Genomic DNA, 24761 nt, shown 5'->3' on the forward strand with positions numbered 1-24761 from the left:
AAAAAATGAAAAAACATATTTTCTTAACAATTAGCATTCTATATTGCTTTATTTTATCTGCCCAAGTACAGGAATATAAAAGTCTGGACACTTCTAACCCTATAACTTTACTGGAAAACAAAATTGTTTACAAGCAGGACACCATAACCTTAGGACCTCTTTCTTTTTTTATCGACGGGCAACTTTCAGACGACCAAACCGCAAGTTCGCCCTATATATTCAATTCGGTAAACGAAGCTGTAAAGCATCTAAAAGACGGAACCGAAACATCACCAATGGTATTGCATATTGCACCTTATGTGTACTGGATAGACAATCCCGACGATCCTGAAATAAGAATTCCTGAAATAGGAAATATACCTTATGGCCTGAAAATTAAATGCGACTGGCTTAAATTTAACGGACTTACAGAAAACCCTGAACACGTGGTTCTGGCCTGTAACCGTGGACAAACACTTGGAGCAAAGGGTAACTTTACAATGCTTCATATAGATGGTGACGGAACAGCCTCCGAAAATATAACTTTTGGAAACTACTGCAATGTTGATTTAGTATATCCTTTAAAACCGGATTTCAACAGAAAAAAAAGAGGTTCGGCAATAGTACAGGCGCAACTTATTATATGTAATGGTGATAAAATTTATGCCCGAAACACCCACTTTATTAGTCGACTGAATCTTTGTCCCTTTGTTGGTGCTAAACGTGTGTTTTTTAACAATTGCCATTTCGAATCTACCGATGATGCCTTGAGCGGAACAGCGGTATATAAAAACTCCAGCTTTGAATTCTACAGTTCAAAACCCTTTTATCATACAACTGGCACTGGTGCCATTTTTTTAAACTGTAATATTCGTGTATTAACCAAAGGCCCCCAATACTTTACGAAAGCCAATGGCCAGCTGGCTGTGGTAGACACTAAATTTACCGGGAATGACATCACATATCTGGGGTGGTGTGATGAAATAAATCCCACGACTAAAAATTATCAGCTCAACAACACACTGAATAATCAGTCAATTTTTATAGATCAGGAACACCCAAAAACAACCGTGAACCTAGAGAACACAGCTACATTAAATGCGTATAAATTTATTTATCAGGGTAAAACAATTTACAACACCTACAATTTACTAAGAGGCGAAGACGACTGGGATCCGGAGCACATTAAACCACTGGTGTTAAAAGCTGAAAAAGATTTAAATATTTCCTTAACCGACTTACCAACACAGTTAAAAATCACACTGAACCAGGCTACTTTAGAAACCAATAGAGACCGTTTAAAACTCACTGCTGAATTATTCAAATTTGGAAACATTCCGGCGAGCACAGAACCAATAATCTGGTACATTCCAGAATCTGACAAATCATTTCTTCTCTTAAACCCCAGTGAAACCGGAACGAGTTGCTTCATTATACCCCAAAATTTCACCGATTTTAAAAAAGAGGTTTGTATCACTGCCAAAACTGCTTCCGGCCTCCAGGCTGCTTGTATAATAACGGTTAACCCCAGTAAACTGTCTCCTCCTAAGTTTGAAAACTCACCTACAATAGAATTATATTCTGATTCTGGCACAGTTGAAGTTGATTACCTTTTTAAGGATTTTCAATATACAGACCAATCTCAAATTACCTGGTACAGGTGCCTAGATTCGAAAGGCAGCAACCCATTGAAAATTGCCGTAAGTCGATTAAATCAACCACTAAATTCTTATCAGTTAACAGGTGCCGATATCGGGAAATATATTATGGTAACTGTACATCCTAAACATCAACGTTCAGATTATGGTTCGCCGCAATCTTTCGTATTTGAAAAACCAATAACAGAAAAGAATATAAAAGAAAACCCTAACCTGCTTTTCACCGATTTTAAAACCGTTCCTGCAGAGAATCAAACTAAAATTATTCCCGGAATGTGGACCTTTTCTCCTTTGAATAACGAAAATGCAACACCCGGAAGCGAAACTAAAAATGCTTGGACCTATAAAATGGGAAGTCAGGGGTCTAAAAATCAATATGGTCTATTACAAACCGGACGAACAGCCTCTATGAGTTATACGCCAGAAAATAAAATTGTATCCCCATTAAAACTGACACTGGAAGTATCACCATTTAAAACTGCTGGACAGGGATTTAGCGTAGCGCCGCTTTATATGGATATTGTTATAAACTTCGACCCGAACACAAAATCAGGTTATGGTTTGCGATTCATTCGAACTTCAAAACACGGTAATGCGGTAGATTGTTATTTTGTGTCCTATAAAAACAATGTTACTAAAGCCATTTCGGAACCAGTAACCACAAGCTGTTTTAGAACGCCTTGCCAAATCGTACTGGAACAAAATGGAAACACTTTAAAAGCTCAAGCTGAATGTCTTGAAGATTACCCTAAAAACGGTTACCCGGATTACATTTTACCCAAAATAGACATAGAAACCGAAATACCCCCATTGCCTTTTAATAGCTTTGGCATAGAATACAACGGCGGAAGCAGCACGATGATTAATTATATTAAGGCAGAAGCAGAAGGTATAAACTTTAGGCCGAAATAGATTTTTTAAACTGCAAAGGCGTCATAAGTTCAAGTTTTTTAAATTGACGATTAAAATAACTGATATTATTAAATCCGGTCTTAAATGCAATATCCGATACTCTAAAATCTTTACTCTCTTTAATAAGTTTTTTAGAAAATTTAATTTTCTCGGCGTTTATGTAATCTATAGGAGAAACCCCTAAAGTACTTTTAAACTTTTTATGAAAGTGGGAGGTGCTCATACAGGCCTTTTCTGCAAGAATATCAACGGTAATATCCTTGTTGGTAAGGTTATCCTTTATAAACTTTATAACCATACCAATTCTATTATCGTCTAAAACCAGATCTGTTTCATTCAGTAATATAGATTTGGCACGCGTTTGTAACAGACGGACAATGAGTTCCTGAATCATAAAATCCAGAAGCAAGTCTTTAGACCGGTTATTGTTTGTAAAAGTAACCACCAAGCGTTCAATCAATTGATTGATTTGCGGATTATTAATTAAATGATTGGCAGTACTATCGATAGACCAGGTATTATTTTCATTTTCTATTTGTACGTGCTCATTAAACCGGGAAACAACTGCTTTAATTTTAGATTCTTCTATACCCAAAGCCAGACATTTGGTAGGATTTGTAAAACTAGCCAGAGGAAAATCAATCACCATTTTTTTATAACTAGGCATAACCACAGACTCCCCTGGATAAAAGTCGAAGGCTGGCAGACCTTCAATATGCATAATTTTCTTTCCTGAAAGCATACTGGCGATAACAGGAAATCCAAATTGTAACTCCACTTTTTCTGCAAAATCATGAGTTTCAAAAATATTCAGTTCTGCCCAATCAGCATGATATGTCGTCCTGTTTTCTACCAAAGTTGTCAGGGTTCTTCGGCTGTTATGTCGTGTTAAAAGATGACTCATATTCAATAACTCAAAAAATAATACCGGTAAATTCTTCAATAATAGAATTGTACTAAAATATAATATTTCTGTTCAATTTTTTAACAATTTAACAAAATAACTTTACATAAAATGAATATTAAAAAATATTATAGCTAAAAAAATAAATATAACTCAGCAATCAATTTTATTTAACCTAGTACTTAACTTAAAAAATTCAGAACATTATGGGCTATTCAAAACCAAAATTTAAAGCTTCCTATGGTAATTTTATAAACGGAAAATTTGTAGAACCAATAGGTGGAGAATATTTCGAAAACACGTCTCCTATAGACAACAGTCTTATTGCAAAATATCCGAGATCGCAAAAAGAAGATGTCGAATTGGCTGTAGATGCCGCCAATGCCGCAAAAACCAGTTGGGCAATTACTTCAGCAACAGAACGCGCTACATTACTAAACAAAGTGGCCGATATTATTGAAGCTAATCTGGAAGAATTTGCTTTGGTAGAAACCTGTGATAACGGGAAACCGATACGTGAAACCTTAAATGCCGATGTCCCATTATCTGTAGACCACTGGCGCTATTTTGCCGCTTGCATACGCGCAGAAGAAGGCTCTGCTACAGAATTAGATGCTAATACGCTCTCCATGAATATTAAGGAGCCTTTGGGGGTAATCGGACAAATAATACCGTGGAATTTCCCACTGCTTATGTTGTCCTGGAAGCTACCTCCGGCACTGGCCACAGGAAATTGTGTCGTGCTAAAACCTGCAGAGCAAACACCGTCCTCAGCGACACTTTTAATGGAAAAAATTGCAGATGTATTTCCTCCCGGCGTAGTTAATGTGGTTCATGGTTTTGGACCTGAAGCAGGAAAACCATTAGCCTCCAGTTCTAAAGTCGACAAGGTTGCTTTTACAGGAGAAACTACTACAGGACAGTTAATAATGCAGTACGCCTCTAAAAATTTAAATCCGGTAACTATGGAACTCGGCGGAAAATCACCAAACATATTCTTTAATAGTGTAATGGATGCAGATGATGCCTATCTGGACAAAGCCATAGAAGGAGCGGTTTTATTTGCATTTAATCAGGGCGAAGTTTGTACCTGCCCTTCCCGACTTCTCGTTCAGGAAGATATTTATGATGCCTTTATGAAACGCGTTATAGAACGTACAGAAGCAATAGTACAAAATAATCCGTATGATGTAAACACCATGGTTGGTGCTCAGGCATCGAACGACCAGTACGAAAAAATACAATCCTATTTACACATCGGAAAAGAAGAAGGTGCTAAAGTGCTTTGTGGCGGTGAAGCCAATACTGCGGGTGATTTGGCTAAAGGCTATTTTATTAAACCTACCATTTTAGAAGGTCATAATAAAATGAGAGTCTTTCAGGAAGAAATATTTGGTCCGGTAGTTTGTGTCACCAAATTTAAAGATGAAGCTGAAGCTATTGAAATTGCAAACGACACATTATATGGTCTAGGTGCTGGTGTCTGGACCCGAGATGCGCACCAGCTTTACCAGATTCCGCGTGCTATAAAAGCAGGACGTGTCTGGGTGAATTGTTACCATGCTTATCCTGCCCATGCGCCTTTTGGTGGCTATAAAAAATCTGGATTCGGTAGAGAAAATCACCTGATGATGCTTAGCCATTATAGACAAACCAAAAATATGTTAATCTCTTACGATAAAAATAAATTAGGTTTCTTTTAGTAGTTTAGTTAGTAGTAATTAAGGCTGAGCGTTTATCTACCTCAGCCTTTTTTCAATAAAAAAACAATTATGGAACGTATAGCGATTACGGCACCGGCAGCCGACATAGTAAAACAATTAAAACAGAAACATGGCGACCTGATTTTTCATCAAAGCGGTGGTTGTTGTGATGGTTCCTCGCCTATGATTTTCGAAAAGGAAGACATGTATTTAGACGACAGCGATATTCTGTTAGGTCACCTGGAAGGTGTAGCATTTTACATGAATAAAGACCAGTTTGACTATTGGAAACACACACATTTAACTGTAGATATTACACCGGGGCGTGGCTCCAGTTTTTCTCTGGAAATCCCTTTAGGCCTGCGATTCATTATTCATTCTAGATTACTAACAGACGAAGAAAACAACATTTTAAACCCTTGATAATATTATAATTTACGAACGCTCTGTATATTTTTTCATTTCGTCGGTAACAGAAACCAGGGCCTGATGCCAGGCTGTTCCCATTTTTTCGGTATACAAATCTCCCAGCTGTTCTTTTATAGTTTCCATTAAACACTCTAAAACTATAGGATAATGCTCCTCTCGAACACCATATCGATAATGATTTTTTCCTAAAGTTTTTAATCCCAGTTCCAGATATTCGGGTCTGCTCATAGAATACACAATACTGCCAAGCATATGCGTTAAGAGTCTGCCCTGCGCTTTCATATTATGCTTAAAAAGGGCTTTAATTTCTACTGATTTTTCAAATACTCTATCGTAAAACCTGGTTACAAATTCATCTTCATTACGCAATAAATAATCCAGAGAGTGTTGTAACTCCAACTGAATATCCATATCGTGAAACCCGAGTAACTCAAAAATTTTAGTGAGATGTTCATGCCCCTGCAACTGAATTTCAAATTCTCGTCCTATATTTAAAGTTTCAGGGTTAAAACTTTTTAAAATAGCTTCAGAAATCAAAATATTCGTACCAACAGCTTTATTATAATCCTGAATTCTGCTGGTGGTATTTACCGGGTCGCCTACTACTGCAAACTGTTTATATTTTGGATGCCCCAGATTTCCAATAAATGCCCTGCCAAAATTAATGCCGATACCTATTTTAATTTCGGTATCAAAATCCACTAATTCAAACTTATTTAAACGTTCCACCGCATATTGCATGCCCAAAGCAGCTCTAACGGCATCGCTACAGGTTTTATGTTTAATCCCCCCGGATACGCCGAATAACCCAATAATTTCATCGCCGGCATACTGATAAATCACCCCATTATTAAACAATATAGGATCGCCTAAAACCGTATAAAACCGATTTAAAATATGTGCGGTATCGAAAGTTTTATTTTCCAGTGCTATTTTAGTAAATCCCCTGATATCGCAAAACAAAAACGCTATTGCCCGCTCATCGGCTGTATGATCTAAAAGTGTCTCTAATTGTAATTTATTAATTTCTGCACTATTCCACACCAGCCGCTGAATTGCAACGTCGCCTTGAATGTAACTCTGACAAGCCAAACGAATGGTTGGATCCCATTTACGTAATTGTGCGGTTTCCTGTTCTTTTTGTGTTCTGGGAGACACGTTTTCTAACCCGGTAATAACGCGCACTCTGCACGTAGTACAGTACCCATTACCACCACACTCATGCATATGAGGAATCTGATTCATAATGGAACAGTCTAAAAGCGTCCCCTCAGGGTCTGTTACAGACACTTTTTCATTAATTCCGGTATAGGTTACGGTTGAAAAATTTTGATGATCCATATCCAATTGTAATGCGCTCTCATAAAGTTAAAAAAATTACATCATAACACCTATAACTAACTGTATAAGAAAAACTTTACTTTTATTCTAAACAAAAAATTAAAACAATTTTCATTATCTTTAAGTCTATTTAATTTTAAACCATTAAAACGCTATTAATTATGAATTTAAAACTTACCAGTTTGAGTTTATGCCTGTTGTTAACCACAGCGGTCTTAGCACAAAAAAAACCCAACATTTTAGTAATTTGGGGAGACGATGTGGGGTGGCAAAACTTAAGTGCCTATGGAATGGGTACTATGGGTTACACCACACCTAATATTGACAAAATTGGAAACGAAGGTATTAAATTTACCGACCATTATGCGCAGCCCAGCTGTACTGCGGGTAGAGCTTCATTTATTACAGGACAATATCCTATACGAAGCGGTATGACTACGGTTGGTCAGCCAGGAGATGCTTTAGGTTTGCAAGCAGCTTCACCTTGTCTGGCAGAAGTACTGAAGGCTGAAGGCTACGCAACCGGGCATTTTGGTAAAAACCACCTTGGCGATCGTAACGAACACTTACCTACTGCCCACGGCTTCGACGAATTCTACGGTAACCTGTACCACTTAAACACTCAGGAAGAATCAGAACAACGCGATTACCAAAACTTTGCTAAAGCCTATTCCGGAAATCTGGAAGATTACGAAAAGAAATTTGGTACCCGTGGTGTAATTCACTCCTGGGCAACAACAAAAATGGACAATACCGAAGATCCTAGATTTGGAGTTGTTGGAAAACAACGCATTGAAGACACAGGGCCATTGACTCAGGAACGTATGAAGAATTTCGATGCTGCTGAAGTGATTCCTAAAGCCGAAGACTTTATGAAAAAAGCCAAAGCCGATGGCAAACCATTTTTTGTGTGGTTAAACACCAGTAGAATGCACCTTTATACTCGCCTAAATGATACCTGGCGTTATGCTGCTGAAAATTATACATCGGAAGTCGATTTATATGGTAGTGGTATGATGCAGCATGACCATGATGTTGGTTTGATATTAGACTTTTTAGAAGCCAACGGTCTGGATGAAAACACCATTATCTGGTATTCTACCGATAATGGCCCAGAGCACAATTCCTGGCCACATGGTGGAACAACGCCTTTTAGAGGTGAAAAAATGGGAACTACAGAAGGAGGAGTTAGAGTACCGAGTATGATTAAGTGGCCCGGTGTTCTACAGGCCGGACAAGTAAAAAATGGGATTCAGGCACATATGGACATGTTTACCTCTTTAGCTGCTGCAGCAGGTGTTTCAGACGTTTCTGCTGATTTAATGAAATCTAAAAAACAATATATTGACGGGGTAAACAACCTGCCATATTGGAAAGGACAATCCGACAAGTCGGCCAGAGATATGTTCTACTATTATTACGAAAGCAAACTAAATGCTGTTAGAATGGGACCGTGGAAATTCCATTTTATCTATAAAGAAACCTATTACGGCACTGCAGAAGCCAGAACAGCTCCTTTAATTTTTAACTTAAGAATGGATCCGTTTGAAAGTTACGACACGGAAGATGCCTACGGACACCTTATGCAAAAGGTTTCCTGGTTAATGGCTCCTATGGGTGAACAGATGAACGCTCATATTAAAACCTTAATTGATTATCCTCCTGTACAAGGCGGTAAGAGTTTTGATATGTCTTCGGTTATGGATGCGGTTGTTAAAAAAGGACACGACTAAGCTATTATAACATCTATAAATAAACACGGGCTGAAAATTAATTTTCAGCCCGTGTTTATTTTGTTCATTACTTGTATTCGCAGTAAGAACTACCTTTTGTCTTTAACTTTACAGTTACTTAAATCGTCTGTAATTATTAATTTTAATTCCACCTGCTTTTAAATCGAACATTAAACTATATAAACCAAAAAAGGTCCGATTCATATAAATAAAATGCTTAGAACCACGATTGGCATTATATTTTCGTAACTGTGTATTTTTAGAATATTTTTCTCCCAAATCGGCAATCTTTCCAAAAAATTCGGCATCAGAAAAATCGAATTGTTCCTGATGCAAAGGCTGCGTAAATAAACTTAACATTTCGTGAAACATAGCCGTAAAAAATGACACCTCATCTTCGGAATCGTCTGACCTTAAAATTTCCAGTTCGTATAACTTTTCTTTAAAATGTTCTGGGTTATTTAAATTAGTTTGAAGAACCAGATCAAAATAAGGGATATAAAAATCTTCCGGGATGTGTTTCATGCAGCCAAAATCCAAAGCAATTAAATCACCTCTTTGCGAGACTAAAAAATTACCCGGATGCGGATCGGCATGTACTTTTTTTAATTGATGAATCTGAAACATGTAAAAATCCCAAAGCGTCTGTCCCAATTGATTAGCACGTTTCTGATTGATATTATGAGCTGCAAATTCAGATAAATGCTCACCTTCCATAAAATCCATAGTAATAATACGCTCCGAAGATAATGCCTCATAATATTCAGGAAATTTTAAATGCGGAATGCCTTTACAGGCCTCAGAGATTTCCCGGCTTTGTTTTACTTCTAAAACATAATCGGTTTCTTCCATTAGTTTATTTTCAATCTCCTTAAAATATTTCTCGGAACCTTCACCTTTAATATTAAACATACTCATCGCTATTGGTTTTACCATAGCCAAATCTGATGCTATACTATCTGCTACTCCCGGATATTGAATTTTTACTGCTAATTTTTTTCCGTCTTTTTCTGCAACATGCACCTGTCCGATACTTGCTGCATTAACAGAATTTAAATCAAACGAATCAAACAAATCCTGAGGTTGCTTTCCAAAATACTTTTTAAACGTTTTTAAAACAAGAGGTGGTGATAAAGGCGGCACAGAAAACTGAGCTAAAGAAAATTTTTCAACGTAAGCTTGTGGCATTATACTTTTCTCCATACTTAACATCTGGGCCACTTTTAAAGCACTTCCTTTTAATTGCTTTAATCCATCATAAATATCAGAGGCATTATTCTGGTTGAGCTTTTCTTTTGCTTCAATCTCCGTTTTTGTAATTTTATCGCCGTAATATTTAATGTAATTAACCCCAATTTTAGCTCCTGTAGATACTAATTTTGAAGCGCGTTCTATTTTAGACACAGGAATTTTATTAATCGCTTTCATATAATTCCTATTGCATTTGGACCTTTTCCTTAAACAAAAACTTACCAAAATCAATCAGACTTTTTAAAGGCGTTATATCTAAAACATCGAAACTTGCATTAACCGATTTCTCTATAAATACATCTGTCTTTTCAAAACCTGGAGACTCGTCTTCCATCCAAAATTTTAAAGTTAATAATAACTGTACCCAGGCACCTTCCTTAAGCCCTTGCTTTTGAATTTTATCTAACTGCTCCTGATTAGTTTCCAATACCTCTATCTCTAAGCTGTCTATAAAATTGATAAACTCCTGTCGTAACTGCTTTAGGCTTTGTAAATTTTTAAGTACATTTTTATGATTCTGCAATGCAAACATTACATAACTTCTATTGGCTGTTAGGTTTTCAAAGAAAGTAAAATAGAAGCTTAATAATTTATTTCTCGAATCGAAAGACTGATAATCTGTACTCGAATTTAAAACCGCTAACGTATTATCGAAAAAAGTTTTAAATACAACAGCTTCTAAGGCCTGAAAAGTACCGAAAAACTCATAAAACTTTTGCTCTTCAAAATTGTTCTGTTTAGCAAACGCATAAACCGTTTTTGGTTGTTCATTAAATTCCAGAACATAATCCATATAGAATGAAATCAAATCTTCTTTTGTTATATTCTTTTTCTTTGGCATAACATTACATTTATTTTATACAACGCTTTTTTATAAAAATACAATGGATAATGCTTTTAAATTCGTAAACTATAGTTATTTAAGAAGAAATTAACGCTGTAAAATTATTACACTTAAAAACTCAGCGTCCTTACAATTGTTAAAACGCTATAACAAGTTTTAATTTACCCAGAACAGGTCAGATTAATTGTTAATCCCCGATTCTTAACTATTCAGGATATATGAATTGTTTAATAGACTCCATGGAAAGCTCTGGATTAGCCCCCTTTTCCTGAGCCACCAATGCACCAACGGCACAGGCAAAATTAATAGCTGACTGCGGAGCTTCTCCTGATAACAATTTTGTAATTAATGATGCTAAAAAAGAGTCCCCTGACCCAACGGTATCTTTAACTTTAATACGATAACCACTATTGTAATAAAACTTTTGATTGTACCATAATACAGCTCCGTATCTCCCTTTGGTTACACAAACATGTTCGGTTTTAGTAACTCTTGAAATAAATGTGATATTTTGCTCTATAGAATTATACTTAGACCCCAGCATATCTGCAATGAAATACAATTCTTCATCATTCATTTTTATAAAATCGGCCTTTTCTATCAATTCCAAAAGTACGGTTTTGGAATAATGTGGAAAACGCAGGTTAACGTCAAAAACCTTAAAACACTTTAATTCTAAAAGGTTGAATAACGTCGTTCTTGAAACTGGACTTCTTGCTGCTAAGCTTCCATAAAAAAAAGCATCTACTTTACTGGCTACAAATTTTAATTTGGGAGAATCAGGAATAAAGTCCCAGGCCACAGGGTTTAAAATAGTATAAGTCGCCACGCCAAGGTTATCCAGATTTACTAAAACTTCTCCCGTTTTATAGACCTCATCGGAGCTTACAAACGCTGTATTAACTCCCATATGATCCATATAATGCAATAGCTCCTCTCCCTTTTTATCCCGTCCAACCCGACTAACCATATAAACTTGATTATTAAAAGAAGATAAACGAGAAGCCATATTCAAAGGTGCTCCTCCAATATTTTGATACTCTGGAAAAACATCCCACAACACCTCGCCAAAACACATAAAATTCATCTTTTCTTTCATTTGGAATCAAAAAAAGCAGGAATAAATTCCTGCTTTTTAAAGATAATAATTTATAGTGATACGCTTAGCTTACATCACAAACCAGTTTTTAACTTTAGTAATAATTTCCGTATCTTTAGAATTGTGTTCAAACTCATTATTAGCCTTGTTATAAGTATAATCTTCACCCCAAACCTCATGGTTTTCAGCCACCTGTTTAATGGCGTCACAAATAAATAAAGCTTCTTCATTAGTTGTAATTGGATGTAATGATAAACGCACCCAACCTGGCTTTTCGGTTAAGTCTTTTTCATTTAAATTATTTACCAGATTCTGAGAGCTTGCTTTATCGTATTCAAATAAATAGTGTCCATAAGTACTGGCACAAGACCAGCCTCCACGCACCTGAATTCCGAAACGATCATTAAGTAAACGTACAATTAAATTATAATGCACATTCTTAATTCCGAAAGAAATACACCCTATACGTTTTACTTCTGTACAACCAAGAATAAATAAATTAGGAATCTGTTTTAATTCTTCAAAACATAAGTTTAATAATTCGTCTTCACGATCGGCTATTTTCCGGGTATTCATTTTTTCTTTTAAACGAATAGCCAAAGCGGTACGCATAACCTGCAAAAAACCAGGTGTACCACCGTCTTCTTTAACTTCTATATCTTTAAAATATGCATAGTCTCCCCAAGGGTTAGTCCATTGTACATTTCCACCTCCTGGTACATCCGGACATTTTGCTTTATATAATTCTTTATTAAAAACTAAAACACCACAGGTTCCTGGTCCACCTAAAAATTTATGAGGCGAAAAGAAAATAGCATCAAGTCTGGCTTCCGAATCTTCAGGGTGCATATCAATATCTACATAAGGCGCAGACGCCGCAAAATCGACAAAACAATAACCGCCATGCTGGTGCATAATTTTAGCCAGCTCCTGGTACGGAGAAATAATACCGGTTACGTTAGAACAGGCTGTAAACGATCCTATTTTAACTGTTCTTTTTTTATAACACTCTAATGCCTTTTTTAAATTATCCGGACAGATTAACTGATTGTCGTTACCTTCCAGAATAACCACATCGGCTATAGTCTCCATCCAAGGCACATGATTAGAATGGTGTTCCATATGAGAAATAAACACCACCGGTCTTTCATGCTCAGGTAAGCTTTCCTTTTTAATTTTTGCATCCGGGAAACGGAAACCGATAATTCTTTGAAAATGTGCTAAAACACCAGTCATTCCAGTATTTGCGGTAATAAGCACATCATTTTCATCGGCATTCACATGCTCCTTTATAATGCTTCTTGCATGTCTGTACGCGTAGGTAGAAGCCTTTCCTGTTTCACTTGAAAACGAATGTGTATTAGCTACCATCGGACCAATTTCCCGCTGCATAGTATCTTCTATTGGCTGATACAATCTTCCGCTCGCAATCCAATCGGCGTACAATAATTTTTGCTCACCACAAACACTTTTAAAATTATGATTACTCCCTATTACGTGTTTAGAAAATTCTTGAAAATAATGTTCTAATTCTGTACTAGATTGTATCGTTTTTGTGTCGTTCACGTTTTCGTTCATTATTAAGGCGCTTTTTAAAATTTCGCCAAAATTAAGCTTAGTATTCGAGTTTACTAATTAATATCACATATTTTTTGCAAAAATTAACACTCGTAAACGCATTTAAAAGGCAAAAAACTGGTTTATCATGAAATTTTAAAGAAAGCGTCTTAAACCCTTGTAAATTGATAGGATTTGTTCTGAGATAGTTTCCATAAAATAATCATGAAAACGGATTAAAGCACATAAAAACAAATTGAATTTAGCACTACTGCTAATTTGGTGGGTATATAAAAAACTAAATCCTACCTGAGAGATTGGTATTAAAACCAATGTGCAAGTAGGATGAAGTTACTAACTAAACTAACTAAACCGTTATTCCCTTAACCTATTAGAAATAACAATATGTAGAATGACATGTATTGTAAGTATTATGCTATTAATCTTATCTATGAAGAATTATGCCATTCTTAGTATATATACGGTTTGAACTTCCTTATGGATTTTTAAAATAGTAAAAAATTAAAGTTTTTTTGCTTCTTCCCAGAACACATCCATTTCGGCCAATGTCATATCCTTTAAAGCCAGATTTTTAGACGCTGCCTTGGCTTCGAGATATTCGAATCTTTTTTTGAATTTTTTATTGGTACGCTCCAGAGCATTTTCGGGATTCACCTTTAAAAAGCGTGCGTAATTGACTAAAGAGAATAACACATCTCCGAATTCACTTTCTATTTTTTCCTGATGTCCTGCATCGACTTCCTCTTTTAATTCCTGAAGTTCCTCTTCAACTTTTTCCCAGACCTGATGTGGTTCTTCCCAGTCAAAACCAACTCCAGCTACTTTATCCTGAATTCGACTGGCTTTTACTAAAGCAGGCAAACTATTAGGCACGCCCTGCAACACACTTTTATTGCCTTCCTTTAACTTTAAATTCTCCCAGTTTCGTTTTACATCCTCTTCGTTTTCAACCTTGACATCTCCATATATATGCGGATGGCGCTCTACGAGTTTATCGCAGATGGAATGACAGACATCAGCAATATCGAAATCATTGGTTTCGCTTCCTATTTTGGCATAAAAAACAATATGTAACAACACATCTCCCAGTTCTTTTTTAATTTCCTGTAAATCGTTATCTAAAATTGCATCACCCAGTTCGTAAGTTTCTTCGATTGTTAAATGACGTAAGGATTCCATGGTTTGTTTTTTATCCCACGGACATTGCTCGCGTAATTCATCCATAATGGTTAATAATCTATCGAAGGCTTGTAATTGTTGTGCTCTGGTTGTCATAATTTAAAATGGAGTTTATATGTATTGCTAAGGTATTAAAAAACAAAAGTCCAACCTTTTGAGCTGGACTTTAAAATCTGATGTTTTTTTTGAATTTATTCTTCTTCTTTTGAAACCTCTTCAGTTACTTCTTCCTGAGTCTCTGCTTCAAAAGTTAACAAATCGTTTTTATGCAGTAAATTGTACCACTGAATTACTTTTTTAATGTCACTCGCATAAACACGATCTTCATCATAATCTGGTAATACTTCAAAGAAGTATTCTTCCAGTTTATCTTTACTGTCTTTATGACTGATACTTGTTTCAGCTCCATTCTCTTTCTCTGAAATGGCTTTAAATACATTTTTTAAAGGCACTTCTTCTGTAAGCGTATAAATAGCAATTTCACTTAAAACACTAACGTTATGATTCATATTTACAGACATTCTTTTGTTGTCTAACAAAGATTCTGCAATAAACCCGTTACGTGTTTGCATTACTAATTTATATAATCCTGGTTTCCCCGAAATGGCTAATACTTTATCTAAGCTCATAAGTTAATTTTTAAAGATGGCAAATATCTTATGTTTGCCAGTGTTAAACAAATATTATCGTCTCTTTTTTTGGTTAGGAAAACGCATTTTGTAGTCTACTTTAATCTTCCCTTTAGAGATGTTATCCAAGCGTCCTTTTATTAATCGTTTTTTAAGTGACGACAGTTTTTCTGTAAATAAAATCCCTTCTATATGATCGTATTCATGCTGGATAACACGCGCTATTAATCCGTCGTAAGTTTCTACATGAGTTTCAAAATTTTCGTCCTGATACTCTATGGTTATTGTTGGTTTTCTAAACACGTCTTCGCGCACATCCGGAATACTTAAACAACCTTCGTTAAAGCCCCACTCATCGCCAGTCTCTTCTACAATTTTAGCATTTATAAATACTTTTTTAAAGTCCTTTAATTCCGCCTGTTCTTCTGCACTTAAATCTTCATCTTCGGCAAACGGAGATGCATCAATAACAAACAAGCGAATCGCTAAACCAATCTGTGGTGCGGCCAATCCTACCCCATACGCATTATACATTGTCTCGAACATATTATCTAAAAGCTCGTCTAATTTCGGATAATTTGTATCGATTTCCTGACCTACTTTTTTTAATACAGGATCGCCATAGGCTATAATTGGTAAAATCATTTTTGTAAGTTGTAAATTTTTGAAATGCAAAAGTACAATTCTTATGCCGAAATGCCTATAATAAAAAAAACTCCTTCGAAAAGGAGTTTTAATTTTGGTTAAGGAAAAATATTTTTAGCAGGTTACTTTGTCATTTATAATTGTAAACAAGTCTACAGTACACTTAATTTTAGAATTAACTTTATAATTAATCTGTTCTCTTTTTTTGCTCACTACTGCATCTGTAGGGTTTGCATTTATTAATAAAACTTCTTGTTTCTCTGCGGTACAAACTTGTTTAACTGAAACTTCTGATCGTTTTAAATCATTTTTAATGTTTTTCTCTTCCTGAGCATTGCCTTTAGTACATCCGAATGCTGCAAAAACAAAAAACAACATTAACACATTAATTTTCATCACCTTAGTTCTATTTTACATCAAATATAATCTGCTGTATTGGTAATGGTAAAATTTTTAGGTCAACCTTATTTATTTTTCGATAAAGGGTTAAAATTGAAAGAAAAAGTTATATTTCTACCCCTATTTCGAGTACAAAAAACTTTGTAAAATCAGGGTTGCACTAATTTCATCGACTAATGCTTTGTTTTTTCGCTGCTTCTTTTTTAAACCACTATCTATCATGGTCTGAAAGGCCATTTTAGAAGTAAAACGCTCATCTACCCTATGTACAGGCAGGTCTGGAAAAGTATCAGAAAGTGTTTTTAAAAACGGAATTATTAAAGCCTCACTTTCAGACGCTGTAGCATCCATCTGCTTTGGCTCGCCAACTACAAAGCATTCTACCTTTTCTTTTGCGATATAATCTTTTAAAAACGGTATCAGTTCTTTGGTTGGTACCGTAGTTAACCCCGAAGCGATAATCTGCAACTCATCGGTTACTGCTAGCCCTGTTCTTACTTTACCAAAATCTATTGCCAGTATACGTGCCATAGTAGAATTTTATTTTGCAAAGTTACTATTAACTATTGTAATAGATTCTATAAATAAAGATTTAAGTATTTTTTATGGAAACCGTTTTAAGGAGATAAATTATAAAAGTATCTTTGCCAAAAATTTAAAATTTACAATGAAAGAATTACAATCTATTATAGAGCAAGCCTGGGAAAACAGAGCGTTGTTATCTGAAAATAACACTATTGAAACTATTAGAAAAGTAATTTCTCTTTTAGATGCCGGAGAATTACGCGTTGCAGAACCAACCGAAAATGGCTGGCAGGTAAACGAATGGGTAAAAAAAGCCGTAGTCTTATACTTCCCTATTCAAAAAATGGAAACCATAGAATGTGGTCCGTTAGAATTCCACGATAAAATTCCATTAAAAACCGGATACGCAGAAAAAGGTATTCGTGTTGTTCCTCATGCAGTAGCACGTCATGGTGCTTACATTTCTGCAGGAACTATTTTAATGCCTAGCTATGTAAATATTGGTGCTTATGTTGATGAAGGTACTATGGTAGACACCTGGGCTACTGTTGGAAGCTGTGCACAAATTGGTAAAAACGTTCACTTATCTGGTGGCGTTGGTATTGGTGGCGTATTAGAACCGTTACAAGCTGCTCCTGTAATTATTGAAGATAACGTATTTGTTGGATCTCGTTGTATCGTTGTAGAAGGTGTACACGTTGAAAAAGAAGCGGTATTAGGTGCTAATGTAGTATTAACTATGAGTACTAAAATTATAGACGTTACTGGTGACGCCCCTGTTGAAATGAAAGGTCGTGTTCCTGCTCGTTCAGTTGTAATTCCTGGAAGCTACACTAAAAAATTCGCTGCTGGAGAATATCAGGTACCTTGTGCTTTAATCATTGGAAAGCGTAAAGAAAGTACAGATAAGAAAACTTCATTAAATGACGCACTTCGTGATAACGATGTTGCCGTTTAAATAAAAAAATATAAATATTGACTACCTTGAGTATTTTTATCAAGGTAGTCAATTTAATTCAAACTATGAAGCTTACAGAAATTCCCTCTTCGATATTTAAAAGTATTAAACTTACTTTAAAACCAGTAAAAGCATTTAATGAAGGTACCAAAGAAAGAATCCCTGTATTTGTATCTCTTACAACAATTCCTTCTAGAATAAAAACTCTTCATATTACAATTAGGAGTTTACTAAATCAAAATGTATTACCTGAAAAAATTATTCTTTGGCTTAATAATAGCTTCATAAACAATATTCCACCACAATTAGAAAAACTAATTGGAAGCACTTTTGAAATTAAATTTTCTCCATATACATTTTCACATAGAAAATTAATTCATAGTATTGAAAACTTTCCTGATAAAATAATTATTACTTGTGATGATGATTTAATTTATCACCCAAACAGTTTACACCAATTATACCATGAACACCTTAAAAATCCAGAAGTTATAATTGGTAACCGTTGCAGAAAAATGAGTTTTGATAATAATGGCAAACCACTACCATATTTACAATGGCCATTTATAGAAAAAACAACTCCTGGCGAAAAATTATTAATGCCTGTTGGGGCTTTTTTAGTTTTATATCCTCCAAATGTATTAGACAAAAGGTTTAATGATGTAGAATTAATAAACAAATTATCTCCTAAAAGCGATGATTTATGGTTTAAAACTACCGCACTATTAAATAACACATTAAGTATAACTCCTGAAAAAGTTGCTCCCGAACCTGTTCCTATTATTGGATCACAAAAAATATCTTTAAAAAGTGTAAATAACAAACTAGATTACAAACGCGTTCAATGGGAACAAATAATAAAATACTTTAATTTTAAGTTTGAAAATTAAGGCTTCAATATCCCAAAATCTGTCCATTTTCTTTTTTCGCTTTTTGTGGTAGATCGAATGGCTAAATTTTTATTGATAGATTCCTGATTTTTATACCCTCGTGGATGGTCTAAATGCAAACAAATAGCACTGTATCGTATTTGTTTTGATTTTATACCTAAATTGAATAAACGTTCACCTAATTCACGATCCTGACCACCATACTGCATACGTTCATCAAAACCATTAACCGCCAAAATATCAGACTTCCAACCTGAAGCATTATGCCCATTCCAACTGGCATTGGTTGGGGTTAGTTTATTCAATAATTTCTCCTTTATTCCAGAAGTTGTTAACTTATTATTTTTGAATGATGATTTTAATCCTTGAGATTTTAACCATGATAACTTAAAGCAATCCTGAGACAGAATATCTTCTTTTGTTATAGCTTCAGAAATTGACAATGGCAACATAAAATACCCACCTGAAAGAAAATACCCTTGTTCTTTATTGTCGATATGTACCTGAACATAATCTTCTCTGGCAAGACAATCACCATCGCTCATTAAAATATAATCGGCATTACATTTTACAATGGCCTTGTTTAATATTTGAGATTTTTGAAAGCCATTATCCTCATGCCAGACATGTATAATTGGATAAAGCACTTTCTTTTGCATTCGCTCGATTAAATCGAAGGTTGGTTGTTTCGAACCATCATCGGCTATAACAATTTCAAAACCTTTAAACCTTTGTGCTTCATAACTCCATAGCACTTTTTCTAACCATGCTTCAGAGTTGTAAGTACTAATGATTATTGAAATTTCAGGTTTACTATTTATATTTTTTGATTCCAAACTTAGTTATCTTGTATTTATTTGTTTTAGTCGCTTTACGAATCGCTTGATTAAGCTTTATCGCTTCGTCATTTTTATAGGGTCTATCGTGATGCAAATGTACACAAATGGCACTATATCGTATCTGTTTAAATTTAATTCCACAATTCATTAAGCGTTCGCCAATCTCTCTGTCTTCCCCTCTATACAGCATACGCTCATCAAAACCATTAACATTAAGTACATCCTGTTTCCTTCCTGAAACATTCATTCCTTCGAAGGTCGCTTTCGTTGGTGTAAACGTATTTAGAAGCTAGGCTTTTCGTTCAGAGGCTGTTAACTTATTCGTTTTAAATATTTTTTAAGTCCGCGTTCCAAAAGCCAATTTAAATGAAAACAATTATATTTTTCAATATCTTCCTTTGAAATTGCATTTGAAATCTGTTGCGGAAGTTTAAAATAACCACCAGATAAAAAAGTTTTAGGCTTACGTAATTTCAAATGCGTTTCTACAAAATCATTTCGTGGAATACAATCACCATCGGTAAAAATAAGATAATCTGAAGCCATTTTTAAAATGGCTTTATTTAGAATTTGAGATTTCTGAAATCCCTGATCCTCCTGCCAGACGTGAATTATCGTGTAACTCAAATCTTTACGTAAACGTTCTAATACGTCAAAAGTAGGTTGTTTTGAGCCATCGTCTGCAATAACAATTTCAAACGCTTTAAAGGCCTGAGCCTCATAACTCCAAAGCACCCAGCCAGCCAGGCTTCAGAATTATACGTACTTATTATTATCGAAATCTCTGGTCTTTCCATTTTCAATTCTCAACTTCTTGTTATGAAATTTAACAATACCCATCTGAGCAGATATCAGTTATAAACCTACATTTAATGGTATAAACTTATTTAAAAACTCTGCCCTAAAAGAAAAAAATAACATTATTTTAAGTTTATCTCTATGTATCTAATAATATTTTTTTTTAGTTCCTTTAAACAAAGGGAAGTATTTCTGAAGTGGTTTCTTATTACCATTACATTTATTGTTAGCTAAAGCATTTTATTTTCATTTAAAACCTCGATTATTTTACAATTCTATTTAGTTTTGCCTGAAATATGGAAAAACTAACAGCCCTAATACCCGCCGGAAACGAAATTCATAACATTGAAGCCGTTATAAAATCTGTCGATTTTGCCGATGAAATTCTGGTGGCCGACAGTTACAGTACCGACGGCACTTACGACAAGGCCTGTAAATTGGCCACTAAGGTAATTAGACGGGAATATCAATATTCTGCATCACAAAAAAACTGGGCCATTCCTCAAGCCAAACACCAATGGATTTTATTGGTTGATGCTGACGAACGCGTAACTCCGGAGCTTAAGGCTGAAATTATAAACATTCTTAAAAATCCACCTGAAGATAATACGGTCGCCTATTGGATAGGTCGAAAAAATCACTTTATGGGGGAGCATGTGCGCTTTAGCGGATGGCATAACGATAAAGTAATCCGCCTTTTTAAAAGGGATTTCTGCACATATGAAGATAAACACGTACATGCCGAAATTAAAGTTAACGGACAGGTTGGCCAGTTACAAAACAAGTTTTACCATAACACCTATACATCTTTCGATCACTATTTAGAAAAAATGAATCGTTATGCCTGGTGGCAAGCGAAAGATTACGATAAAAAAACCGGAAAACTCACCCCATACCACCTGGTTTTAAAACCTTTCTGGGGTTTCTTTAAACACTACGTTATTCAAGGCGGTTTCAGAGATGGTATGGTAGGCCTGACTATAGGTTATATACAAGGCTATGTTATTTTTATGCGATATGTAAAGCTTTGGCTGCTACGCAAAGGAAGAATTTAAATGCTATCAGAAACTGATACCAGACATTTATTTAATTTTAATTTAACACCTACTAAGTAATCTTCTTACATTGAAGTTTTGATATTTTTACCACACCGGTGACTTAAAATATTAAAAACAGCATGTTCTCTCATTTTTTAATTACACGCTTTAACCTAAGAAAAGAAGATTGGAAAACCAATAAGAACAGAGTTGAAGTGCTTACCGATGAATGGCATCGTAACAGGTTTAAGTTATTTACCAATTTTTGTGTACCGAGTGTAGCGAGCCAGACTAATACAAATTTTACGTGGCTGGTATTTTTCGACAAGAGTACAACACCGGAGTTTAAAGTCCTAATCTCTGAAATTGAGTCTCAACTCCCAAACTTTAAACCGCTGTTTATTGATGGCATGTCTGCCTTTTTACCTGAAATCAAAAAACAGGTGCAAAACTGCAAATCCGATTATATTATTACTTCGCGTTTAGATAACGACGACTGTATATCTAAACATTATATAAACAGCATACAAGCCAAATTTAAACACCAGGATTTCATGGCTCTGGATTATATAAATGGCTACACTATGCAAACTTCAACAGATATGCGTATAGGAAAGCGTCTACATCAGTTTAATCCGTTTTTAAGTTTAATTGAAAAGAATAATTCCCCAAAAACTATTTGGAGTATGAATCATGCCGACTGGAAACGGGAAGCTTCTATTTTACAAATAAAAGACGAGCCAATGTGGTGCTCTGTTATTCACAGCGAAAATAAAGTCAATGAATTTGTAGGTTATGGATTGGTAAATATTAACCAGTTTTTAAAAAATTTGAGTTGTCCCGAACAATAAAACATCAATTAAACACCAATCTGCAGCCCGAAGCGGCATGGCGCTTTACAAGCATTTTAAATTACTGGAATTCAAAATGGAATTTTCATTTTAAAACCCTGAAAAAAAACTTAGGCTTTTACAACTGATACGCTCTTTTACTTCTTCCAGAATTTCAATTTCTTTTTCAATCGCTTTTTGCGCTGAAATTTTTCCTGAAACTCCTGAGTATATGTCCACATAGCATCAAAAACTTTCTTTGGATCTTCCCCAGAACACTTAGCATACTCATCACTCATAGTTTTCACCATAGATTCCTGTTTGGTTAAACGCTCAAAATTTCTCATTCGCTTGTCAAAATCCATAGGTCCAAACTCCATTCTATTTAAATCTACCAGAAAATACTCGTAACCTTCTCCTACCTTTTTAATCAAAGTATTACCTGGTGAATGATCTAAAAAATGAATTTGTTCCTGGTGTAACCTGTAAGTAAATCTTGTAAAACCTCGGAGAATATTTTCATGATCGGGATAATTTAAATTATGACTGAGCTCCCTGTAAGTCAAATCAACATCCAGATGTTCACTAACATAAAAACTATGTTTAAACAACAACGGATTTGAAGACTCGTAATACGCAATAGGTTCTGGTGTTCCAATACCACGATTCTTTAAGACATTTGCATATTCGAAAGAGCGCTGCGCTTTACTTTTTCTAAAGAATTTATATGCTATTTGATTAACCAGATTAGGCACTTTAAACGACTTAATATTTATTTGCTTGCCGTTTAACGGAAATAATTTAATAGTATTTCGGGGTTGGTTACCAAACACTTCTCCAGAATTTGAAAACTGACTGATAAACTGATCTATCTCTTTTTGATAGTCTTTATACGCCTCTTGAAATGTCTTTGTCATGTGGCGAAATTACGTTATTTTAAGTAATGTTTACAGGAAATTTTAAAACAACCTGAAACATGTTTATTTATAAATATGCTAAATACTCAATAAACGACAGTACCTTTGCATTACTGAAACTTTGAAATTATAAGGCCCTGCCAGTTTTCAAAATAAGACTATATACTAACTTAAAATTTAAAAGAAATATCCCATGAGTATTTCAAAATTTATAAAACGGAACTTAACTTCTTTTCAAAGATCTAAACAGAAAAAGAAAGTCATTTCCACGATTTACAATACTGAACAAAAAAATGAAGATGTAATAAATATTCATCGAATAGATGAAAACAATGTAGGTGATTTTTTTTGTGCTCCACATTTATATTTCGATGAATTGAAAGGAAAATCTCTGGATATTTTTGACTACAAAAGCACCGACCAATCTGTTTCTGATAATTTTATCAATTCAGTTTCAAATAACAGTCTTATTATTGGTGGAGGTGGTCTATTGAACCGCGGTAGCTTTGCCCAACAATTAAAAGTATTCGAAAACTTATCGGCAAAAGGAAAGAAAACAGTACTTTGGGGCGTTGGTCATAATGAAAAAGACCAAAGCAGATTCGGCAAAGTAAATTCTTATAATATTGCCACCGATAAATTTGGAATGGTTGGCGTTAGAGATTTCAGTACAAAAAACACCTGGGTACCTTGTGTGAGTTGTTTACATCCTATTTTTGACACGCCATATTCGGTTTCTCAGGAAACCGGAATTATTTTCCACAAAAAAACGATTAAAGACAAAACGCTTTTAAAAAAACTTAAAGAATACCCTTCTACTTCTAACACCACTAATTTAGACGATATGATTTCCTTTATCGGTAAATCGGAAACTATAGTTACAGACAGTTATCACGCTATGTACTGGTCTATGTTGCTTGGTAAAAAAGTAATTGCTATTCCTAATTCATCCAATTTTTACGATTTTAAATACCAACCTGTTTTCTCTTCATTTAATGATTTCGATACCCAATTAAAAAATACACAATCGTATACCGGATTATTAGAAGAATGTAGAGAGATTAATCTTAAATTTGCAGAAACTGTTTTTAATTATTTAAATCTGTAATGCAAAAGGAAGTTACCAACGCTTTAAACGTTTTAAAACAAGGCGGACTTATATTATATCCCACCGATACGGTTTGGGGAATTGGTTGCGATGCAAGTAACCCGGAAGCCGTTAAAAAAGTTTTCGAGTTAAAACAACGCGAAGACAGTAAAGCTCTTATTTGTCTGGTTGCCGACGACAGAATGCTAAAAAAATACATCAAAAAAATTCCAGATGCAGCTTATAGTATTCTCGATATTTCGGAAGACCCTATAACTATAATATACGACGAACCTCAAAATCTGGCGCAAAATCTAATTGCCGAAGACAACACTATTGCCATCCGTATCCCTAACGATGATTTCTGCTTTCAGTTAATGCGTCGTTTTAATGGCGCTATAGTCTCTACCTCAGCAAATATAAGCGGACAACCTACGCCTAAATCCTTTAAAGAAATAGCACCAGAGATTTTAAAAGGTGTAGACTATGTCGTAAATTTGCACCACGAAAAAAAGAACGGTAAACCATCGTCTATTATTAAATTAAGTAACGATGGTATTGTAAAAGTTATACGAGAGTAACATCTCAAATTTCAGA

25 protein-coding genes are annotated in these 24761 nt (G+C 35.0%); 10 read left to right on the forward strand and 15 right to left on the reverse strand.

The genetic code is table 11. The features are described from left to right. Positions 1 to 5: 5 nt before the first annotated feature. Positions 6 to 2549: a hypothetical protein gene (locus I3217_RS08600; RefSeq protein ID WP_435049352.1), complete on the forward strand. Its 2544-nt coding sequence runs from the start codon at positions 6 to 8 to the stop codon at positions 2547 to 2549. Here the strand turns inward: I3217_RS08600 and I3217_RS08605 are convergent. After that, positions 2536 to 3453: an AraC family transcriptional regulator gene (locus tag I3217_RS08605; protein WP_435049353.1), complete on the reverse strand. Its 918-nt coding sequence runs from the start codon at positions 3451 to 3453 to the stop codon at positions 2536 to 2538. The genes I3217_RS08600 and I3217_RS08605 overlap by 14 nt on opposite strands. A 206-nt stretch (positions 3454 to 3659) precedes the next feature. Between I3217_RS08605 and I3217_RS08610 the strand changes: the two genes are divergently transcribed. Both I3217_RS08610 and I3217_RS08615 read left to right on the forward strand, forming a co-directional pair. Then, positions 3660 to 5156 carry an aldehyde dehydrogenase family protein gene (locus I3217_RS08610; protein ID WP_435049354.1) on the forward strand — a complete coding sequence of 499 codons (1497 nt, stop codon included), beginning with the start codon at positions 3660 to 3662 and terminating at the stop codon, positions 5154 to 5156. 69 nt (positions 5157 to 5225) lie between these two features. After that, positions 5226 to 5579 (forward strand): DUF779 domain-containing protein, encoded by a 354-nt coding sequence (locus I3217_RS08615; RefSeq protein ID WP_435049355.1) that lies wholly within the window; start codon positions 5226 to 5228, stop codon positions 5577 to 5579. 12 nt (positions 5580 to 5591) lie between these two features. Here the strand turns inward: I3217_RS08615 and I3217_RS08620 are convergent, their stop codons facing one another. After that, on the reverse strand, positions 5592 to 6926 hold the full coding sequence (locus I3217_RS08620; protein WP_435049356.1) for a globin domain-containing protein: 1335 nt from the start codon (positions 6924 to 6926) through the stop codon (positions 5592 to 5594). Between the two features lie 161 nt (positions 6927 to 7087). On the opposite strand from I3217_RS08620, the gene I3217_RS08625 reads away from it, so the two are divergent. Continuing rightward, the gene (locus I3217_RS08625; RefSeq protein WP_435049357.1) at positions 7088 to 8659 is read left to right on the forward strand and encodes an arylsulfatase; all 1572 of its coding nucleotides are present in this window, start codon (positions 7088 to 7090) and stop codon (positions 8657 to 8659) included. A gap of 114 nt (positions 8660 to 8773) precedes the next feature. On the opposite strand, the gene I3217_RS08630 is transcribed toward I3217_RS08625, so the two are convergent. The 9 genes from I3217_RS08630 to ruvX all read right to left on the reverse strand — a co-directional run bounded on the left by I3217_RS08630 (position 8774) and on the right by ruvX (position 16814). Beyond that, positions 8774 to 10087, reverse strand: a complete 1314-nt coding sequence (locus tag I3217_RS08630) for an ABC1 kinase family protein (protein ID WP_435049358.1) — start codon at positions 10085 to 10087, stop codon at positions 8774 to 8776. Between the two features lie 7 nt (positions 10088 to 10094). Continuing rightward, entirely contained in the window at positions 10095 to 10751 is a 657-nt protein-coding gene (locus I3217_RS08635) for a TetR family transcriptional regulator C-terminal domain-containing protein (RefSeq protein ID WP_435049359.1), read from the reverse strand. A 208-nt stretch (positions 10752 to 10959) separates the two neighbouring features. Further along, on the reverse strand, positions 10960 to 11841 hold the full coding sequence (locus I3217_RS08640) for a carbohydrate kinase family protein (protein ID WP_435049360.1): 882 nt from the start codon (positions 11839 to 11841) through the stop codon (positions 10960 to 10962). Positions 11842 to 11922: 81 nt separating this feature from the next. Continuing rightward, positions 11923 to 13431 (reverse strand): aminotransferase class V-fold PLP-dependent enzyme, encoded by a 1509-nt coding sequence (locus I3217_RS08645; RefSeq protein ID WP_435049361.1) that lies wholly within the window; start codon positions 13429 to 13431, stop codon positions 11923 to 11925. 501 nt (positions 13432 to 13932) lie between these two features. Next, entirely contained in the window at positions 13933 to 14706 is a 774-nt protein-coding gene (gene mazG, locus I3217_RS08650; protein WP_435049362.1) for a nucleoside triphosphate pyrophosphohydrolase, read from the reverse strand. Positions 14707 to 14801: 95 nt separating this feature from the next. Continuing rightward, positions 14802 to 15239 (reverse strand): DUF5606 family protein, encoded by a 438-nt coding sequence (locus I3217_RS08655; RefSeq protein WP_435049363.1) that lies wholly within the window; start codon positions 15237 to 15239, stop codon positions 14802 to 14804. A gap of 54 nt (positions 15240 to 15293) precedes the next feature. Then, complete coding sequence (gene def, locus I3217_RS08660) at positions 15294 to 15884, reverse strand: peptide deformylase (protein ID WP_435049364.1); 591 nt, start codon at positions 15882 to 15884, stop codon at positions 15294 to 15296. 114 nt (positions 15885 to 15998) lie between these two features. Beyond that, positions 15999 to 16283: a hypothetical protein gene (locus I3217_RS08665; protein ID WP_435049365.1), complete on the reverse strand. Its 285-nt coding sequence runs from the start codon at positions 16281 to 16283 to the stop codon at positions 15999 to 16001. A 120-nt stretch (positions 16284 to 16403) separates the two neighbouring features. Further along, complete coding sequence (ruvX, locus tag I3217_RS08670) at positions 16404 to 16814, reverse strand: Holliday junction resolvase RuvX (RefSeq protein ID WP_435049366.1); 411 nt, start codon at positions 16812 to 16814, stop codon at positions 16404 to 16406. Between the two features lie 136 nt (positions 16815 to 16950). On the opposite strand from ruvX, the gene I3217_RS08675 reads away from it, so the two are divergent. Together I3217_RS08675 and I3217_RS08680 are read left to right on the forward strand one after the other, a co-directional pair. Then, positions 16951 to 17766, forward strand: a complete 816-nt coding sequence (locus I3217_RS08675) for a 2,3,4,5-tetrahydropyridine-2,6-dicarboxylate N-succinyltransferase (RefSeq protein WP_435049367.1) — start codon at positions 16951 to 16953, stop codon at positions 17764 to 17766. A gap of 65 nt (positions 17767 to 17831) precedes the next feature. Further along, a complete protein-coding gene (locus tag I3217_RS08680) occupies positions 17832 to 18656 on the forward strand; it encodes a glycosyltransferase family A protein (RefSeq protein WP_435049368.1) in 825 nt (274 codons plus the stop codon). Here I3217_RS08680 and I3217_RS08685 read toward each other — a convergent pair. The 3 genes from I3217_RS08685 to I3217_RS08695 all read right to left on the reverse strand — a co-directional run bounded on the left by I3217_RS08685 (position 18653) and on the right by I3217_RS08695 (position 20230). After that, positions 18653 to 19492, reverse strand: coding sequence for a glycosyltransferase family 2 protein (locus tag I3217_RS08685; protein WP_435049369.1), 840 nt, complete (start codon positions 19490 to 19492; stop codon positions 18653 to 18655). The genes I3217_RS08680 and I3217_RS08685 overlap by 4 nt on opposite strands. Then, positions 19470 to 19742 carry a galactosyltransferase-related protein gene (locus I3217_RS08690; RefSeq protein WP_435049370.1) on the reverse strand — a complete coding sequence of 91 codons (273 nt, stop codon included), beginning with the start codon at positions 19740 to 19742 and terminating at the stop codon, positions 19470 to 19472. Before I3217_RS08690 ends, I3217_RS08685 begins: the two co-directional genes overlap by 23 nt. A gap of 65 nt (positions 19743 to 19807) precedes the next feature. After that, positions 19808 to 20230: a glycosyltransferase gene (locus I3217_RS08695; protein WP_435049371.1), complete on the reverse strand. Its 423-nt coding sequence runs from the start codon at positions 20228 to 20230 to the stop codon at positions 19808 to 19810. A 359-nt stretch (positions 20231 to 20589) separates the two neighbouring features. Here I3217_RS08695 and I3217_RS08700 point away from each other — a divergent pair, with 359 nt between their 5' ends. Beyond that, complete coding sequence (locus I3217_RS08700; RefSeq protein WP_435049372.1) at positions 20590 to 21348, forward strand: glycosyltransferase family 2 protein; 759 nt, start codon at positions 20590 to 20592, stop codon at positions 21346 to 21348. Positions 21349 to 21470: 122 nt separating this feature from the next. Then, positions 21471 to 22181 (forward strand): glycosyltransferase, encoded by a 711-nt coding sequence (locus tag I3217_RS08705; RefSeq protein ID WP_435049373.1) that lies wholly within the window; start codon positions 21471 to 21473, stop codon positions 22179 to 22181. A gap of 137 nt (positions 22182 to 22318) precedes the next feature. Here the strand turns inward: I3217_RS08705 and I3217_RS08710 are convergent, their stop codons facing one another. Then, positions 22319 to 23077, reverse strand: a complete 759-nt coding sequence (locus tag I3217_RS08710; RefSeq protein ID WP_435049374.1) for a Kdo domain containing protein — start codon at positions 23075 to 23077, stop codon at positions 22319 to 22321. 193 nt (positions 23078 to 23270) lie between these two features. Here I3217_RS08710 and I3217_RS08715 point away from each other — a divergent pair, with 193 nt between their 5' ends. Then, positions 23271 to 24185, forward strand: coding sequence for a polysaccharide pyruvyl transferase family protein (locus I3217_RS08715; RefSeq protein ID WP_435049375.1), 915 nt, complete (start codon positions 23271 to 23273; stop codon positions 24183 to 24185). Beyond that, the gene (locus I3217_RS08720) at positions 24185 to 24745 is read left to right on the forward strand and encodes an L-threonylcarbamoyladenylate synthase (RefSeq protein WP_435049376.1); all 561 of its coding nucleotides are present in this window, start codon (positions 24185 to 24187) and stop codon (positions 24743 to 24745) included. Before I3217_RS08715 ends, I3217_RS08720 begins: the two co-directional genes overlap by 1 nt. Positions 24746 to 24761 lie beyond the last annotated feature (16 nt).

The sequence above is a fragment of the Formosa sp. S-31 genome, assembly GCF_051172795.1.
Classification (GTDB): domain Bacteria; phylum Bacteroidota; class Bacteroidia; order Flavobacteriales; family Flavobacteriaceae; genus Formosa.

Bases quoted from the DNA above. Each gene is read 5' to 3' on its own strand.
- I3217_RS08600 (WP_435049352.1), top strand. From the start codon at position 6: ATGAAAAAACATATTTTCTTAACAATTAGCATTCTATATTGCTTTATT.
- I3217_RS08605 (WP_435049353.1), bottom strand. From the start codon at position 3,453: ATGAGTCATCTTTTAACACGACATAACAGCCGAAGAACCCTGACAACT.
- I3217_RS08610 (WP_435049354.1), top strand. From the start codon at position 3,660: ATGGGCTATTCAAAACCAAAATTTAAAGCTTCCTATGGTAATTTTATA.
- I3217_RS08615 (WP_435049355.1), top strand. From the start codon at position 5,226: ATGGAACGTATAGCGATTACGGCACCGGCAGCCGACATAGTAAAACAA.
- I3217_RS08620 (WP_435049356.1), bottom strand. From the start codon at position 6,926: ATGGATCATCAAAATTTTTCAACCGTAACCTATACCGGAATTAATGAA.
- I3217_RS08625 (WP_435049357.1), top strand. From the start codon at position 7,088: ATGAATTTAAAACTTACCAGTTTGAGTTTATGCCTGTTGTTAACCACA.
- I3217_RS08630 (WP_435049358.1), bottom strand. From the start codon at position 10,087: ATGAAAGCGATTAATAAAATTCCTGTGTCTAAAATAGAACGCGCTTCA.
- I3217_RS08635 (WP_435049359.1), bottom strand. From the start codon at position 10,751: ATGCCAAAGAAAAAGAATATAACAAAAGAAGATTTGATTTCATTCTAT.
- I3217_RS08640 (WP_435049360.1), bottom strand. From the start codon at position 11,841: ATGAATTTTATGTGTTTTGGCGAGGTGTTGTGGGATGTTTTTCCAGAG.
- I3217_RS08645 (WP_435049361.1), bottom strand. From the start codon at position 13,431: ATGAACGAAAACGTGAACGACACAAAAACGATACAATCTAGTACAGAA.
- mazG (WP_435049362.1), bottom strand. From the start codon at position 14,706: ATGACAACCAGAGCACAACAATTACAAGCCTTCGATAGATTATTAACC.
- I3217_RS08655 (WP_435049363.1), bottom strand. From the start codon at position 15,239: ATGAGCTTAGATAAAGTATTAGCCATTTCGGGGAAACCAGGATTATAT.
- def (WP_435049364.1), bottom strand. From the start codon at position 15,884: ATGATTTTACCAATTATAGCCTATGGCGATCCTGTATTAAAAAAAGTA.
- ruvX (WP_435049366.1), bottom strand. From the start codon at position 16,814: ATGGCACGTATACTGGCAATAGATTTTGGTAAAGTAAGAACAGGGCTA.
- I3217_RS08675 (WP_435049367.1), top strand. From the start codon at position 16,951: ATGAAAGAATTACAATCTATTATAGAGCAAGCCTGGGAAAACAGAGCG.
- I3217_RS08680 (WP_435049368.1), top strand. From the start codon at position 17,832: ATGAAGCTTACAGAAATTCCCTCTTCGATATTTAAAAGTATTAAACTT.
- I3217_RS08690 (WP_435049370.1), bottom strand. From the start codon at position 19,742: ATGAATGTTTCAGGAAGGAAACAGGATGTACTTAATGTTAATGGTTTT.
- I3217_RS08700 (WP_435049372.1), top strand. From the start codon at position 20,590: ATGGAAAAACTAACAGCCCTAATACCCGCCGGAAACGAAATTCATAAC.
- I3217_RS08705 (WP_435049373.1), top strand. From the start codon at position 21,471: ATGTTCTCTCATTTTTTAATTACACGCTTTAACCTAAGAAAAGAAGAT.
- I3217_RS08710 (WP_435049374.1), bottom strand. From the start codon at position 23,077: ATGACAAAGACATTTCAAGAGGCGTATAAAGACTATCAAAAAGAGATA.
- I3217_RS08715 (WP_435049375.1), top strand. From the start codon at position 23,271: ATGAGTATTTCAAAATTTATAAAACGGAACTTAACTTCTTTTCAAAGA.
- I3217_RS08720 (WP_435049376.1), top strand. From the start codon at position 24,185: ATGCAAAAGGAAGTTACCAACGCTTTAAACGTTTTAAAACAAGGCGGA.